The 17108-nt window shown below is 32.7% G+C and carries 16 protein-coding genes; 2 read left to right on the top strand and 14 right to left on the bottom strand.

Features of this window, described 5'->3' with window-relative positions; genetic code table 11:
* Positions 1–72 precede the first annotated feature (72 nt).
* Both QLQ95_RS16405 and QLQ95_RS16400 read left to right on the top strand, forming a co-directional pair.
* Complete coding sequence (locus tag QLQ95_RS16405) at positions 73–1548, top strand: PhoX family protein (RefSeq protein ID WP_320495157.1); 1476 nt, start codon at positions 73–75, stop codon at positions 1546–1548.
* Positions 1549–1616: 68 nt separating this feature from the next.
* Positions 1617–3401 (top strand): cytochrome-c peroxidase, encoded by a 1785-nt coding sequence (locus QLQ95_RS16400; RefSeq protein ID WP_482500653.1) that lies wholly within the window; start codon positions 1617–1619, stop codon positions 3399–3401.
* 67 nt (positions 3402–3468) lie between these two features.
* Here the strand turns inward: QLQ95_RS16400 and QLQ95_RS16395 are convergent, their stop codons facing one another.
* From QLQ95_RS16395 to tssO, 14 genes are all read right to left on the bottom strand, one after another.
* Positions 3469–5310: a type VI secretion system baseplate subunit TssF gene (locus tag QLQ95_RS16395; protein ID WP_095930964.1), complete on the bottom strand. Its 1842-nt coding sequence runs from the start codon at positions 5308–5310 to the stop codon at positions 3469–3471.
* Positions 5311–5415: 105 nt separating this feature from the next.
* On the bottom strand, positions 5416–5757 hold the full coding sequence (locus QLQ95_RS16390) for a hypothetical protein (protein ID WP_482500651.1): 342 nt from the start codon (positions 5755–5757) through the stop codon (positions 5416–5418).
* A 4-nt stretch (positions 5758–5761) separates the two neighbouring features.
* Positions 5762–6592 carry a WG repeat-containing protein gene (locus QLQ95_RS16385; protein WP_482500649.1) on the bottom strand — a complete coding sequence of 277 codons (831 nt, stop codon included), beginning with the start codon at positions 6590–6592 and terminating at the stop codon, positions 5762–5764.
* Between the two features lie 105 nt (positions 6593–6697).
* Complete coding sequence (locus tag QLQ95_RS16380) at positions 6698–7477, bottom strand: DUF7738 domain-containing protein (RefSeq protein ID WP_482500647.1); 780 nt, start codon at positions 7475–7477, stop codon at positions 6698–6700.
* A complete protein-coding gene (locus QLQ95_RS16375; protein WP_482500645.1) occupies positions 7474–9891 on the bottom strand; it encodes an HET-C-related protein in 2418 nt (805 codons plus the stop codon). Before QLQ95_RS16375 ends, QLQ95_RS16380 begins: the two co-directional genes overlap by 4 nt.
* Before the next feature lie 3 nt (positions 9892–9894).
* Positions 9895–11703, bottom strand: a complete 1809-nt coding sequence (locus QLQ95_RS16370; protein WP_482500644.1) for a type VI secretion system Vgr family protein — start codon at positions 11701–11703, stop codon at positions 9895–9897.
* A gap of 38 nt (positions 11704–11741) precedes the next feature.
* On the bottom strand, positions 11742–12137 hold the full coding sequence (tssD, locus tag QLQ95_RS16365) for a type VI secretion system tube protein TssD (RefSeq protein WP_095930969.1): 396 nt from the start codon (positions 12135–12137) through the stop codon (positions 11742–11744).
* 151 nt (positions 12138–12288) lie between these two features.
* Positions 12289–12675 carry a type VI secretion system tube protein TssD gene (gene tssD, locus QLQ95_RS16360; RefSeq protein ID WP_012025247.1) on the bottom strand — a complete coding sequence of 129 codons (387 nt, stop codon included), beginning with the start codon at positions 12673–12675 and terminating at the stop codon, positions 12289–12291.
* Between the two features lie 182 nt (positions 12676–12857).
* The gene (locus tag QLQ95_RS16355) at positions 12858–13289 is read right to left on the bottom strand and encodes a GPW/gp25 family protein (protein WP_095930970.1); all 432 of its coding nucleotides are present in this window, start codon (positions 13287–13289) and stop codon (positions 12858–12860) included.
* 11 nt (positions 13290–13300) lie between these two features.
* A complete protein-coding gene (locus QLQ95_RS16350) occupies positions 13301–14014 on the bottom strand; it encodes a hypothetical protein (protein WP_482500643.1) in 714 nt (237 codons plus the stop codon).
* Positions 14015–14072: 58 nt separating this feature from the next.
* A complete protein-coding gene (locus tag QLQ95_RS16345; RefSeq protein WP_095930972.1) occupies positions 14073–14600 on the bottom strand; it encodes a hypothetical protein in 528 nt (175 codons plus the stop codon).
* 97 nt (positions 14601–14697) lie between these two features.
* Positions 14698–16068 (bottom strand): DUF5458 family protein, encoded by a 1371-nt coding sequence (locus tag QLQ95_RS16340; RefSeq protein ID WP_095930973.1) that lies wholly within the window; start codon positions 16066–16068, stop codon positions 14698–14700.
* Between the two features lie 21 nt (positions 16069–16089).
* Complete coding sequence (locus QLQ95_RS16335; protein ID WP_095930974.1) at positions 16090–16539, bottom strand: hypothetical protein; 450 nt, start codon at positions 16537–16539, stop codon at positions 16090–16092.
* 51 nt (positions 16540–16590) lie between these two features.
* Positions 16591–17103: a type VI secretion system TssO gene (gene tssO, locus QLQ95_RS16330; RefSeq protein WP_095930975.1), complete on the bottom strand. Its 513-nt coding sequence runs from the start codon at positions 17101–17103 to the stop codon at positions 16591–16593.
* Positions 17104–17108: the final 5 nt, after the last annotated feature.

The raw sequence follows: 17108 nt of genomic DNA, 5'->3' as shown, positions 1-17108 counted from the left end.
AAAATAGCCATAACCTGTATTTTGTTTTTGAAAGATAGCTTTGTCGTAATCAAAAAAAACACAAAAACAATTATGAAAGCTAACTTTTTAAAATCAATTACCTTGCTTGGAATTGCAGGCCTTTCTGTAATAAGCTGCCAAAATGATGACAAAGATTCGAATAGCGTAAATGCTAGTATCGATTTTACTTCGCATTCAAAAGTGCCACCTTTTGTTTATCCAATGACAGGTTTTGAAAATCTAAAAATCAGTACTTTAATTGCTAGTACAGATGTTCTTCCAGAATCTCCTTCTTTTGTTTATGGTGCACAACCTGATGGAGCTGGATTAATGAAAGATCCAAATGGTAATGGATATATCTTGATTACCAACCACGAAATTCTGCAATCTGTATCAAGAGTTTATTTAGACAAAACTTTCAAACCAGTAAAAGGTGATTATATTGTTGATGGCGTTGGTGGTTTAACTCGTTTATGTTCTGCTACATTGGCAACTCCAGAAATTCACGGATTTGGACCAATCTTCTTAACTGCTGGAGAAAGCGGACAAGAAAGTATGGTGCACGGAATCAATCCGTTGGGACAATCTTCAGATAAAGCAAGAAAAGATAGAGTTTTACCAGCTTTAGGAAAAGCGAGTATGGAAAACGCTGTTCCGCTTCCTAAAGAAGCTTATCCAGGAAAAACCGTAATTCTAATTGGTGAAGATCAATCTTACGCAACTTCACACGTAAGTGCTGGACAATTAATTATGTATGTGAGTACTGTTGGCGATTTGTCTAACGGAAAATTATATGCCTTAAAAAGAACTGATGGAAATCAAGTTGAAACGGATATCAAATTAAATAGCAGTTATCCTGTTGAATTTGTTGAAATTCCAAATGCAAAAAATCTTACCGGGGCTGTTATCAATACAACTGTTAACGACTTAAAAGCAATTCGTTTTTCTAGAGTTGAAGACGTAGATTATAGAAAAGGAAGTGCAAACAACAATAGAGAAATTTATTTTACTGCTACAGGTCAAGCAACCAACAATGCTCCTGTTGACGGTTATACAATGTGGGGAAGAGTTTACAAAGTGAAACTAGATGCTACAAATCCGTTAAAAGGAACTTTAGAATTAGCTGTTGAAGGTGACAGTACTCCAGGAACTGGAATTATTAACCCAGATAACTTATGTGTAACAGAGAACTACGTTTACATTCAAGAAGATGGTGACAGCTACTACGCCGACGCTAAACACGATTCATATATCTGGCAATATAGCATTGCGACAAAGCAAAATAAAGCTTGGTTAAACATGAACCACAAAAGAACCGATGCAGCCTGGAATGCTTTATATAATCAAACTGGCGAAATGAGATTAGGAAGCTGGGAGTTTGGTGCTATGGAAGATATTTCGGACATCATTGGTGTTCCAGATACTTTTACCGTAAACATTCACCCGCACACATGGCAAAGTGATGCATTCAAAAATGCAGACGGTTCAGGAACTCAAACCAACAAAGAGGGAGGACAAACTGTAATTATCAGAAACGTACAGAGATAATAATTTCAGTCAAAATCTATTAACAACCCTTATTTTTCGATAAGGGTTGTTGCTATTAAAACACTATTATGAAATTACAATATTTTTCATTTCTATTTTTAGCTCTTTGTTTGTTCTTTTCGTGTCAAAAAAATGAAACTTCTAAAACAACAATCAAACAGAATCTTCTTGTTGACTTAAACAAATTAAGCAATGAAATTACCCAATTTCAAAAGCTGGTAGATAGCAATGCTTCTCCAAAAGAAATTGTAGAACAGTTTAAAAAATCACGTTTATTCTATAAAAAAGTGGAATGGGCAATTGAATATTTTATTCCCGAAACGGCTCGTTTTATGAATGGTCCAGCCTTGGATGAAATGGAATTGGAAGAAAATAGATCTTTTGAGCCACATGGGTTTCAAGTAATCGAAGAAATCATTTATCCTGAATATAAAATCGAGGATAAAGAAAATGTCATAAGAGAATTGAATATTTTTCAATCTAACATAAAGCAGCTGAAAACCACATTTGAAGTAATCACTATTTCTGACGATTATGTTTTGGATGCAATGGAACAGAATATATTTCGTGTTATTGCTTTAGGAATTACAGGTTTTGATAGTCCAATTTTACAGTCTTCAATTTCTGAAGCGGGAGAAAGTTTATTATCAATTTCTAAACCTCTTGAAATCATTAATTCCGATAATAAAACACTAGCCGATTTAAAGAAATTAATCGCAGAAGCACAGCAATATTGTAAAGAAAACAATAATTTCAATGCTTTTGACCGAGCCTTTTTTATAACAGAATATTTGAATCCGATTTCGAAAAAAATTAAAACTTTTCAGAAAGAAGAGAATATTAAAAACGTAAAGAAAACAAGCCCATTAAAACCAGAAATTGAAACTTTGTTTGATAAAGATGCTTTTGATGTAAATGCGTTTGTACTTTCTAAAGATTACAATTACACCATAGATAAAGCTAAACTGGGAGAAAAACTGTTTTATGATACCAGCCTTTCAAAAAATAATGACAGAAGCTGTGCAAGTTGCCATCATCCAGAAAAAGCATTTACAGATGGTTTAAAAACAAACGTTTCCTTAACAGGATCTAATCTTGCACGAAACACACCTACTCTTACCTATGCTTCTTTACAAAATGCTCAATTTTGGGATATGCGTCAGTTAGACTTAGAAAAGCAGAGTGTAGACGTAATTCAGAATAAAGAGGAAATGCATGGTTCAATGGATGCTATTCATGCTAAAATTCTATTGAATAAAGAATACATCAGCCTTTTCAAAAAAGCATACCCAAAAACTTCAAAACCCGAAGCCTGGCAAATTCAAAATGTCATTGCGAGTTATGTGCGTTCTTTAAATGCTTTCGATTCAAGATTTGACGAATACATGAGAGGGAATAAAAATGCTCTGAACAATCAGGAAATAGAGGGAATGAATCTCTTTATGGGAAAAGCAAAATGTGCAACCTGTCACTTTACGCCTTTGTTTAACGGAACCGTTCCTCCGAGTTATTCTAAAAGCGAACATGAAGTTATCGGAACTCCTCAAGATGCTTCCGGTAAGAAATTAAGCATAGATCAAGGGCGATATTTATACAATAAAATGCCTCAATTGGTTGGCGCTTTCAAAACTCCAACAGTTCGAAATGCAGCTGTAACAGCTCCTTACATGCACAATGGTGTTTTTAAAACTTTAGAAGAAGTCGTTGATTTTTACAACAAAGGAGGCGGCCAAGGTTTAGGCTACGAAGTCGAAAATCAAACGCTACCCTTTGATGAACTAAAGCTGACTAAGATTGAAGAAAAAGCACTCGTAGCTTTTATGAAAACACTTACGGATAAGAAATACCAATAAAAACCAAAATAGATTTCAGTAAATCAAAAACGCCAGAACTTTAAGTTTCTGGCGTTTCTCTTTATTTTTATTCGTTTTCTATAAAAAGACGATATGGAAATACATTTGAGGATCTATTTTTTAAGTTCTTCATAAAACTCTCACACAAATAATCCCATTCTGTTGCCGATAGATACTCTTTCTCAATCGGATTTACTTTTAAATGAATATCGACCGTTCGGCTAAAACCTGCTTTTACCGAAATCTCTTTTCGAGTTCCTTTCTCTATTTTAATATCTAAAATACAGCTTTTAAAATGATTAAATCCAAACGCTTTTATATCTGCAAACGTCACAATTCGACCACGCGTTAGCAAAGCGTTACGGTATGCTAAGATCCTATCTTTATTATTTTGTTTGTTCATTCCGCCAACTGTATTGGTAATCAATACGGCTTCTTTACTCACAAACTGCATATCTTCTTTGGTTTCTAAAACAGTTCCTGCTTTTATATCATTCCCCTCTTCTGCACAAGTAGACCAATAATGTATTGAAAATGATTTCCCTAAAGATTCATCAAACTTAGGTTTTATCATTAAATAAGGATCATTATTTTTAGAAAAGCTACTTTCTTTAGCCTGCTGCTCTACAGAAGCCAAAAGCTGATTAATTTCAACCAAAGAACTATTCATAAAGTCTTTTCCTAAACCTGCAAAAGAAGAACTTTCGTCTTTTAAAAGATCTAATACGTTTTGAAGCAGTTCTGATGCACTTCTAGAATCAAATCTTGAAACTCCACCCGTTCTTAATACTGCATTTCCTTCTTCAATAACACCATCTTTAAATTCTTTTATTTCGTAATGATTATTGAATCCATCGACAACAGTATCAACATCCAAATAGATATTATTGTCTGTTTCCAACGCAATGTACGACAAGAAATTACCAAGTGTTTTATTTATAATGTGCTTCTTTTTGTTAATTACCGGAAAGCAATTTGCGGTAAAAGAAACATTATCTAATATTTGAGGAATTAAAGATTCTGGAAAAACCATTTTTACCCAAATGATAGGATTGTCATTTCTATTTGTTATCGCTTCAAAACATTTGTATTCTTCGCCATATTCACTAATAGGCTTATGGTTTAATGCTCCTTTTAGCGTGTAAAAGTTATCAAAATAAAACTCATTTACTTCCTGCATTATCTCGCTCAAATGCGTGTAATTGCGGTTTATAATGCTTTCTATATCAATGTTATTTATAGGAACATTATATCCCTCTTCTACCGTGATTTGTACATCATCCTGAAAACACTTCATTTGCTTCAGGTAGTAATGAAACATCTCTTTCTGATGCGTGTTTTTAATATCGATGTACAACATTAAATCTTCCAAATCCAACACTTTTGGATTTTTTAATTCGATTCCCATAAACACAATACCAGAAGGAAGAGAATGTTTATAATCACGAATAGCATCTTTATAAAAAAGATTCGAAATTTCGAATAAGTTTCTCTCGTAAGCAATATACTTTACCTCAGCAGACGCTAATTTTACTTCTAATGTCGGCGACAGTGCAATTTCTTTGGTTATTGGAGCTAAAGGATTGTAAATATTATGAATTCTTCTACTTGCCGACATTTGATTCTGCAATGAAACTTTCATATTATTATCTATTGGCAAAGCATGCAAAATAGCTCTTGCCGGCTTTACTCCCGCCGTAACTTCTGGAAACATAATTTCCAAAACCCTTTCTACAACTCTTGTTTTAGAGTCTTCAAGTTCATGAGCTACTTTCTCCAGTTCGTAAGACAATGCATTAAGCATCATTGACACCACAGGATCGAAAGATGTTTCCATCTCAACATCTGAAAAGCCCCATGACCTAGCTGCTCTTTTTAGCACTCTGTCTTTTATTCGATCTTGTCTCATTGTCTTGTTTTAATTCTATTTTTGTAATCAACATAATATTTTCAAAAAATACTTCTCAGTAAACTGTATCCCTTATAAAAATCTTATTTCAACTAATTCAGTTATTTAGTTTTTTACAACATCAATTCTTCCTGTTTCAGAATCGATCTTTGCTAAATATGCTAAGTGAGGATTTTCAACCCCTCTCTTATCTAAAATAGTGGCATAGCCAATATAATATGATTTTCCTTGAATATAGATTACTTTATTATAATGCTTAAAAAAATCTTCATTTATTTTTAATTTCATTAATTTTTCAAAATTTTCGTCATAAAGCTTATTGGCCATATCAACTTTTATTGAAAAATTTGCTTCAATATCTTTAAAATTTGAATCATTAGGATAATACTTTTTATTATTACACCCCAGAAATGAAAATATCCCAATTAGAATAATTATTTTTTTCATTAATCTATTTTAACGGATCGTCTTTTTTTTCTAAGATATACTTCTTTATTAACTTGCCATCAAGTGCAAAATGATAATAATATTCATCTTTCTTAGCAAAAAGATATTCATCTAATCTAGAATATCTTAAAATATCATATTCAATTGGTAAAATAGTTTTCATACTAAAATCAATCATGCCCCATTTTTTGTCTTTTTTTACAATAATTGAATTACTGACAACCCTTATCATTTCTATTGATTTGATAGGTTTTATGAGATAGTTATAATCATCATCAATAACCCCATATTTACCATTCTTCTCAACAACAGCATATCTTTTACCGTTACGGTGTACAACAGAAAAATCAGAAATAAAATCATACAGAAATGGAACCAAAAGATTATTATTACAATCTAGAATACCGTACTTTTCATTTTGCATAGCTATAATAATTCCTTCACTATCCAGACTTAGCTCACTATATTTTATTGGAACAATAACTTCTTTAGCATCATTAATTATTCCATAATAGTTGTTTTTTTTAACAACTATTATTCCATTTTTTACATCAAAAAAATCAAAATCATTATCTAGGTTAATAACATATTTTCCCTCTCTGTTTAGCAAGGCATATCGAGTATTATTTAAGCTATCAATTTTAGTTACGATATAATATCCATCAATATCATATGATCCTGAACTAAATTGTGGCTCAACTATTATAGTGCCATCTTTAAGAGCATACCCCACTCCTTTACCTTTTTGGCGAATAATATTTAACTCTGTCTTATTCTGTGCACAAACAGAGCTAACTGTAAATACAAGAATTATCAGATAAATGTATTTTATCATTACTTCCTTTTTAATGTCATAATTTCGATTTTTATTGCACTCACCTCCTCCGAACCCTAAATTCTATTTGATATCCCAATATAGATCGTTTCTTAGATACAAAAATTAAAATTTAAAATATTCTTGTCCTTTATCATGTACAATACGGATGTATTCTATTTCTCCTTCTGTCTGACGATACATAATATTATAAAAATCAGCTTTAGACTGCTCCTCAGGGCTGCTAAAACCGTTAAAAGCGGTAAAATAACCATTTGAAAGGGTAGTTGTAGAGCCATCTTCATGCTTGTTATTCATGTCGGCATCCCAATATTTAATGACAGGCAAATCTACATCGTTTCTTTTTTTATTAATATCCAATACTTTCATACCAGCTTTTACTTCTGCTCCTTCTATGTTTAAGGGGGTTGAATAAATTTTAAAGGGATAAATGAAGTTCTTTGGAGCATCAGAACCCGTAGCTACTCGTTTTTCCATCTCTGCATAATCTTCATCCGAAGTAAACCATCCAGTTTTTTTGTCTTTTGCCTTTATAAATGCTACAGATACTCTTCCTCTGGCCTCTTCCAGTTTTCCCATCTGGCCCAAAGGACTGTCGAGATTCATAAAAAAGATGTGAAGTTCATCAATTTCTGAATTCTTTTGTGTTGAATTTATCGATATACCTAAAGAGTCCCAAACATATCGTTCATAAGGTATCTTTCTATCATATTCACCAAAAACCTTTACCCATTCGGCTAAAGGTTTACCAAAAGGTAATTCTTGTTTTTTGTAAGTAATATTATGTTCGCTGATGTAGAAATCGGTTTCTGGCATAGATTCTTTTTTTGAGGTTTGACATTGCATAAAAAAACTACTCAATATTAATATTACGAATTGTTTCATTTAAAATAATTTAAAATTTCCTGCACCTTTTTGTTGCTTATAGTTCTTTGTGTAACCTTCTCAGCATGCTCATATGGAGTAGAACTCTGAAGCCTCTGTAGAATATCTTTATTATCATTAATCCATTTATTAACTGCTTCGTTAGCCCAATCTGTAACCTGATAAACGGGATGCAAAGTATATTTATTTATCACATATTTAGCAAGCTCTTCTCCTGTAGGATCACTCCCCGTTTTCCAGATATCCAGAATTCTTGTGGCGACATCTTTTACTGCTATTTTGGCAAGCTCGGACGCAAGTGGGTTTAATGGATGGTTAAGAGCATCTTTGGCTACTTGTGTATGCGTTGGGTCGGTGCCATAATTTTTATTGCTATTTTCTGTTTGTTCTATTTTTACATCATCATCTACTGACCCCAAGAGCAAATTGTAAGCAATATTATTAAAAGTTGTTAAGGAATCTCCCATATAACTTAACCCTTTGTCTATTGTTCTTCCTAACCAGCCAGTATATTCTACTGCTGCGGCTTTGGTATCAAGCAGTTTTAAATAATTTTTATACATAGCAAGCAAGTCCGAACTCTTCATCCCCATATAAACAGGATCTTTCTCTAGGCCATCTGTCTGTTGTCCAGCAGATAAATCTTCTAAAGTGGTAAGTATAAAAGCATCCTGAAAAGTTCTATCCCCAGGTTTTCGCTGTACATAATCCTGTATACCAACTGGAAACATTTTTTCACCCGCTTTAGGCAACACACTTGCCATAGTATCATCTAATAAAAACTTGCCTGTTATTATAGGTATCGTACTATAATCCTGCCCCTGCATACCTTGCACCCAAGGGTAAACCAAAACTAATTCTTTGCCTAAGGTACTATTCTCGTTTTTGTCAAGAAGCATACTTCCTGCCTTTATTAAAGTTATTTCTACAAAATTAGTGTGTGAGAAAAAATCTTCAAGTACATGAAATGCTGCTCCCAAATGTCTAAAACCATCTTTATTTCTACCGTACTGTACCGCAAGTTTTAGCTGTTGAGTCATATATGCATCAGATGTTGGTCTTTCAGGATCTGTTGCTCTACCACCTTTTGTAGCTATATAATTTTTTACGTTCAGTTCGTTTATTGCAAGTGATTTAGCATCTTCTCCTGCATACAACTTTCTAGTAACAAAGCTTCCTTTGGCATGTTCGTATTGAAAAGAAACACTTAAACTGCTAAAATCTTTCAGACCTTTCGGATTGTCTATATGTTCTTCTGGTCGGTATATACCTAAAATATCTTTAGTAAGCACTCCATACTCTTTTTGAAAAGTCCTAACATGGTTTTTATAATTAGGAGTAAATTTATCAGATCCAAATACAAATTCTTTGGCAGCCAATATTTCCAAAAGCTTTACCAAACCCTCGTGAGACATTTTGTATGGATTCATTTTTAACAGCCCATTAAGATGCTCAATTCCGCTCTTTTTTATTTTATCAATATCCGGTTTTTCAAGTCGTATTGTACTTTCTAATATAATTTGAGAATAATCACGTAGCCAGTTTCCATAATAGATTTGATTAACTTCTAGAGGAGTTAAATTTAATCCTATTAATGCCTCTTTTTCTATCCCTCCATGCATTCCGGCCTCAAACCCTGCACCAAAACCTTCCTCATCTTCTTTTGGGTTGGCATCATATTGTTTATCCTCACCTACATACTCTTTTACTTGTGTATGAAGCTCAGAAAAATCTATTATTAAATCTCCTGTAAAGTTTGGGGTTTCTGCTTTGGCAAAACAAAGCTGTGTTTCTTTAAAAATATCGAAATTAAATAAAGCATAGGTAAACTTAGCACCTTCGTCTATATAATCTGTATCTTCCTTGCCATTAGTTGCGAGTTCTGTTCTTAACAGATTATCAATATGATGACCATATTCTTCCACCAAAGCCGACATTAATTCTGCCCTTGCATCGTTGTCTTTTACAGCTAGATCGATAAAATGTTCCCATACCAGTATTTTTTTCCTACTATTGCTGTAATTGGCTTTTCTACCTCTAGCAGGAAATTTTGTAACTACAATTTCTGGTGAAATTATAGACTTATCACTAAGTCCTCTGTATAATTTACTTAATGCACTGGCTTCAATTTCTTCACCAAAAACTCCAACCATAAAAAACATAAAAGGCAATTCATCTAATTGTTTTGCCAAAGCTGAAAGCTGTTCATGTGCATATATACTTTCAAGTTTATATTTGCTCTCAACAATTTCTTGTCTTGGAGGAGCTTTCGGCTCTCCATAACTAATACCTACATCACTTGTTAAACTAACTGACGTACCAGAATTATAAACAATATTCCCTTCTGAATAAATATTATGATCTCCTCCTGTAGTTTTTGTTATAGTACCTCCAACTATTCTTACTCTACTCATACCTTAGTGTGATTTAGATTTTTCCGCACTATTAACCTGTATTTCTTTTTTAGAGTGTTTATTTATTCCGCCTTCACTACTATTATCAATTCCTTTAACTCCAATTTCCTGTCTCTCTTTTGCAGTATGTGACTCCAAATTACCTTCAATATTTTCCATGAAGTTTCCTGTAACTGATAACATACTATCACCACCAACTGTTGTATTAAGCATCATACCTACAACACTAGTTTTGTCAGCACCAGCACTTTCTGTAATATTCATTCCAGCACTTACACTAATATTTTGAGAAGCATTAAAATTGATGTTTTGTGCATTAAGATCAATCGTATTGTTTGCTGTAATACTGATATTACCACCAACAGTATCCATTATTATCTCGTTACCATTTTTATCGGCAATTATGATGCTTTCGTCTTCCGTAAATTTTATTACGTGTCCGCTTCTGGTATGAATTGCTTTTATATTATTCTGGGCATCAGCATAACCGCTTGAGTCTTGTCCGTTGTATTGCGCACCAATTACATAAGGATTTTGGACATTATTGCCTTCAAAACCAATTAAAACTTCTTCTCCGATTTCGGGAACAAAGTAAAATCCTTTTCCTGGTCCAGAATAAGGCTGTACCATTCTTATCCAATCTGTAACTGCTGTACCGCTTGCTCCATAAAATTCTACTTGTACACGTCCTAATCCTTCAGGATCATTATTATCTTTTACCTGTGCAGGCTGTGTTTCTGCTTTACCGTATACAAAAACATCTGTATAATGTGGAGCCGATACATCGGCAGGAATTGCTTTAAATTCGCAAGAATAATTTCCGTGAACCTGAGAATGGTGTACAACTTCTATAGCAATTAGCTCATGCACTACAGTTTGGTTTACTATTGTAAAAACCTGCCCAAGACCAATTGGAAAATAAGAAATCCCGCTGTAATATACACTGTTGGCATCACTACCCGCAGTTTGCAGTTTTACCATTTCCTCTAGTTCTTCTTTATTTGTAGCATTTGCAGTATACGCACCATTATTTAAATCAGAATTTGCAACCGTTCCCTGATTATAACCTACAATAGCGGCAAAACTATCTTTACTTCCAGAGGAAGTCTTAGCGGCAGCATCACGAAAGGTTGCTACATTTTCATAATTATAACCATTCAGCGAAATTTTATGCGAGCTCATATTAGCTTGTATCTTAAAACTATGTAATGAAGCCCCGTTAATTAACTTGGTCTGACTACTTTTTGTTTGTCCAAACTGCATACGCATTCCGTCAAAATAAAACCATTGCCCATAACGCTTAGCAATTCTTTTTAAGAACTCAAAGCTAGTCTCGTTATATTGCAAAAGATTTCTAAATTCTTTAAGATAGGTTGATTTAATAGAATCTCTTTGATAAAATTCTCCAGGTCCTTCAGCAAAAATTCCCAGTACGATATCATCCATACTGCGATCTTTAAATGTTCTTGACTTTTTCATATCGTCAATTACAATACTGTGGCTTACGCCAGAAACGTGTAATCCAGCCGGACTTCCATCAAGATCAATAGAAGAAAGTTCCGTAATGATTCCTTTACTCATTAATCTTATTCCAGTAAGACTTTTAAAGGTAAAAATCACCTCATCACCAAGATAGGTTCTAAGCGCTTTTGCTTGATCTGCCGGATTAATTACTGCTCTACCTGTGTATTGCCAAACAAACGAAAAATGATGATGATCGGCCATCTTTTGAGATAGCTTTAAATCATAATAAACAACGTTTTGGGTAAAACCTCCTATAGTTATATGTACTTGTTCTGAAAAATGTGCCATAATAATGTGTCCTTGTTTTTTAATGAGCTTTTAAACAATTAATCTAACGCAATCCAATTATTTGAGAATTTAGCGTCTCCAAAAGTCAATTCTTTTGCCACTAATTCCATAGTAATTCTCATTGGGATTTCGGTAGTGCTTGTAAATTGCTCATCGTAACCAATACAAAATGCTTTAGTAAACGAAAGCTCTTTCATTTTACTTAATGCATCTCTTCTATAAAAAACAATTTTGCCGTCTTTGGTTAAATCTCCGTTTAACATCCAAGACAAAAAATGACTGTTCTGACTTGCTTCGATAATCATTTTTATAACTCCGCCTTTAGCGTTTCCTGTAGGCTTACTTGTTGTGTCAATTTCTTGTTTGAAACCAATATTAAATTCAAGAACATTATATTCTTCGCCGTCTATATGTAATTTAGATAAAAAACTCATTTGTAGATTTGTTTAGATAATTAATTTAGGAAGTGCGAAAATCCAGCTAATCGGGAATTGAAAACCAGATATTCTAAAAAAGAAAACAAAAAAGGAAGTCCACTTATCGGACTTCCTTTTAGTTTAATTAAGATTGATAAAGTCCAAAGGATTATACCCAAGCATTATCAAATTCTCCTCCACCCATCGAAATTTTACGAGCAGAAATCATAAAAGTTTCAGTTAATGGATTTTCACTGTTATGATCAAAGTTTTCTTTGTACTTAACCATGTAAGCTTCTGTAAACTTTAGCTCTTTTAAAGTAGCATTTGAATCACGTTTGATGAATTTTACTGACCCGTCTTTTCTTTCGAAATTGTTAGTCATCCATTCAAACAATTCAGTACTTCCAGTTGATTCAACCTCGATCATGATTCTTCCTCCACGTGTTACTGTAGATGGACGCCCAGAAGCATCTGTTTCTTGAGCTAAATCATAACTAACGTTTAATACTTTGTAATCTTTTCCTGCTACTGTTAATGATGTTAAAAACGACATAATGAAAAATTTTTAATTATTAATTTATTTATTTATGCTGTAAATATATAAATAAAATCTTATTATAATAATTTATTTAATAAAACTTTATTTACAATATATAATTATCAAGTTATCAGATATTTAAAAACTAAAAAACATACTTTTTTAGCCTATTGAAATAAAAATAGTACTAAAAAAAGCTATTTATAGGATAGCGGTCCAACAAAAAAGTACCCTCTAAAGTCAAAATCACGATTGGTACTTTTAATTGTTGCTTCAATTATTATATCGACTTTCTTTTTTGATCTGCTCACATCATCAACAAAATAGATCGTCTCAGATAATTCAACTTTAAGCTCGTTTACTTTTATTCTCTTTTCATGAAAAGCCAAAGACTGTTTCATTGTTTTTGAAATGATTTCTTTTAACGTATTTTCATTCATAAGCAAATCAAAGTCGATTTCCCAGATTTTTGAACCAAACGTTTCATCAAACTTGCACTCACCAAATGTAGTAGTAGCTAGTAAAATGATCTGTTGGGCGATAGAATGCTCAATCGAGGTTTTTTCTAACTCTTTTTTTTGCATTACGCTATTAAAATCTATTGGAAGTTTGTAAAATGCTCCTTTCATAATTTTGCTTCTTAAATATAAATCAACTTATTAGCTTGGCCTTTTTTATCTGTTTCCATTTCTTTAGAAACTCGTCTGCGTTTGATAATATGCAGTTTAACCGATGGTGTCAGCTTTAGAAATTTTTCTCTGTATAGTATATCGCCAATGAATCTTTGTCCTTTTTTCTCATCAACAATTACAAAATAGCTTATGCCCTTCTCTACTTTTAGCGTATTAATATCACCAGCAAAAAGCTGAATATTTTGTTCTCCTTTCTGAAAACTATAAGTCAGTTTATCTTCATGTAGCTTTCTGTATTTTGAAATATCATAGGTTTCCATTTCTTCTTTTAAAGGTTCGAATGGGATATTTTCAAAAAGAAAATTATTGGGAGCTAAGAATTTTAAACCCAAAAAGCTCCATAATCCTTTTTTCTTTGTTTGCTGTTTATAGAAAAAAGTATCGCGGGTAACTTTATATATTTCTTTTTCGTTTGTTTTATCATCTGCAACAATCATTTGATAAACAGGAATTTCAATTTCAGCAGGAATTTCGACATCTTTTAAATGTGTATTCAAATAAACTGATCCAACCTCTTGTTCTGAAATTGTTATATTGATACTATGCTTTTTTAAAGCAGAATCTGTTTTTACAATCACTTTTCCTTCTCCGCTTCCTGCATAGAAAACAGAACCGTCGTTATCTGTAAGTCCTAATGAAAGGTTCAATTCTGGAAATGGCATATCTTGATTTTTTATTAGAGATTATATTTAAGTTGTGTCAAATTCTGTCAATCGAATTCTATTTTTTCTTTCTCACTTTATAAAGCTTTAAACAGTGCAGATAGAACCTTATATTTTGATTATCAACTTCTGTGGGACTAAATTCATAGTCTTTTTTAAGTGTGAAAAATTTAATTGTATTGATACTATTTGACATTAATTTCTTGATGTCTCTCCGTGAAAGTTCAAGAGCTGCAGTTCCATCACAATTTACCTTGAAAGTATTTTTAAGAATATACATTTCTCCATTTTTAAAATAGAGTTCCAGCGGCTGCTCTTGTTTTACACAAACATTATCTGTAAAAATTTTAAAGTATAAATAAATGCTGCCTCTTCTTTTTCCTAACTGAAAAACAGCGTATTCATAATCTTCGTTGTAAACACGAAGTAAAATTGGGGTCGCACTTGCAAATAACTTTCCTGAAAGCAATAAATCGTTTTGCGTAATAGGGCAACTTAAAGTATCAATTTGTTTTACTTTTTGTGCTTTAATCGAACTTGATATGGAAAACAAACCGACTAAAAGTAAAATTTTAAGTACGTTCATGAATTTGAATTATTTGTTTTGATCATTCAAAAGATCAATGTTTTGTTGAAAAAGGAAGCACAATTTTATGTGCTTCCTTTTTTTATTTACTGTACAATTATTTTTGCTCGTAATCTGTATCCCATTCTGTTCCGTCATCTCCTTTGTGTCCATCCATTTTAATAAGGAAGTTTTTAGCAGGGAAATAAGGTTTCATGTGGATATCCATATAAATTCTGTCTTTTTGAATTGGATCTTGCTCGAATCTGCGGATTTCAAAATTCTCGATCAATTTATCTGGACCTGTGATTCCGTCAAGGAAAGCCACAATCTGATTCATAATCTCTTTACGTGTTTTAGCAGTAAAGTTTTCGAAAGCACGACGATTAAGGAAATCCATTAATACTTTAGTTACATAATCAAAAACACGAACTACAGAATAAGTCTGTAAACCTAAGTTATCACCACTGAATAATGTTTTAGCAGAAAATGCCATAACTTTTCCGTACTCGTTTACCATTGGAACCAAACCTAAGTTTTCAAGATTTGCGATTTCACTTTTCTTAAGATCAAATTTTACTCCGTCAACTTCATTAATTCCTCCAAATTTCTTACCTGCAGTAACTTGCGACATTAATGTTTTGTAAATTTTTCCTGCCAATGCTGCAGAAGGCGCAACGTGTAAATCTTCGCTTTCTCCAATTTGATCAAATCTGCCACGTCCAACAAGCCAGTTACACGTCATGATTACGTTAGAACGGTAAACATCTCCTCCAGTTAAAGAAGCAGCATCAAACATTTCCATTACATCATCCGGTTCATCTAAGTGTTCGAAATCTGTAACCAGCATTACTTTATTTTCATGCGCAATTTTTGCCCATTTTTCAATCACTTTATTAGAACCTAAATATCCAGGAATTACCAAAATTCCGTAGTTATTTTTAAGGTCTAGACGATCATAATTATCCACTAATTCTGAGTGAATTGCATCGATAAAACGTGTGTTGTCAAGATCTTTTAACTGATCAAGTTCAGCATTTACAATCGTAACATTTTTTACTTTATCTGTTTCTGTATTTTTAAAGAATAAAGCTAAAGTTCTGTAAGCCGCTTCAATCTCTCTTGTATCTTCAACAGCTTTTGCAAGGTTTTTTTGTAGCAAAGCTTCAGATTCTTTGCATTTGTCTTCACTTTGCGCTACCATGTCAGTCAAAGCTTCATTATTGCTTAAGACCGAAGTCCAAAGTTCTAATGTTTTCAAAAGCGTTTCTCTTTCTTTTGCTTTGTTTACTTCACCTAAAAAGATTTTTCTTCTTGCTTTTCTCTCTGGATTAAGATTTTGAACTCCTTCAATCGACATTTCCAGTAAATCAAAACCACCGTATTTAGCTAGTTTTTCAACATTTTTTTCAATCGAAATTCCTTTTACTGCTTTAGGTTCCAATACCGCTGTATCAAGATCTCCTTTATATGCTTCTTTATTTGACATATCTAAAATATTTTAAGATTCTTATTTGTTCTCTTTTAACTCATTGATCAATGCTCCAAGACTTTCTAGTAAAGCTTGTTTTGCTTCTCCGTCTTCTAAAGCCGCTTTTAAAATCTTATTTGATTTTAACTGACGGATAATTTTTTGATATTGATCCTTTTCTGTCTCAAGATCAGATAAAAAACTACTCTGTGTAGTAATTCCTTTTATTCCAAAATCTCCTAAATTTTTAAAGTTTAAAGCTTCTACTTTAGTAGCTCCGTCAACAGTTTCAAAATTTACTTTTACTTCTGGTTTAAAGTGTTCAAATGCTTTTTCGATGCTTGTAATTCCTTCTACCAATTCTGGTTTTACAGGAGCATCAACTGTTAACTTCTGAGCAACAAGTGTTCTGTTTTGAGGGATTGCAGTGATTGCTTCATCTGCATCTATTTTTACTTCGTTACCTCCAATTCCATAATTTGACAACATAATTTGAATTTTTTAAATGATTGGTTTATTATTTTTTACTCTTATTTCTGTTTATTGATTTTGATAAATCTGACGACATACATCTAAATCTCTGCTTACTTTTTCTAATTCTTCTTTGTATGTTTTAGCCGATTGGTTCAAACTGTCTATTAAGTGAGAATTGTGCGTAAGGCTTCTGATCTGCTTTTTGTAATCAATAATATTCTTGTAGGCCAGAATAACATTGTTGTATAATTTTTTATTCTCAGTCGTATCTTTTGGTACTTTCTGATAAATATTCGCAATCATAACATTTGCCAGACGCTGCTGAAAATCATTATCTACTTTTGGCGAATTAATAGAATCGATTGTCATTCTAATACTATCGATTTTAACCGAAAAGTTAGTTTGATAATCGTATTCTCTTTTCATCATTTCATTCTCTGCTTTCAGCATTTTATTTTCTGCTACTGGCATATAAAAGTTGAATGAAACGGCAAGCAGCATAACGCAAAAAGTTAGGATAAAGGCAATTAAAAAAGCGATAAAGGCTTTCTGGCGTTCTTGTTTATTTAATACTTCCATAATTT

The sequence above is a fragment of the Flavobacterium sp. B330r genome, assembly GCF_056824325.1.
This window is presented reverse-complemented; position numbering and strand designations above follow the sequence as displayed.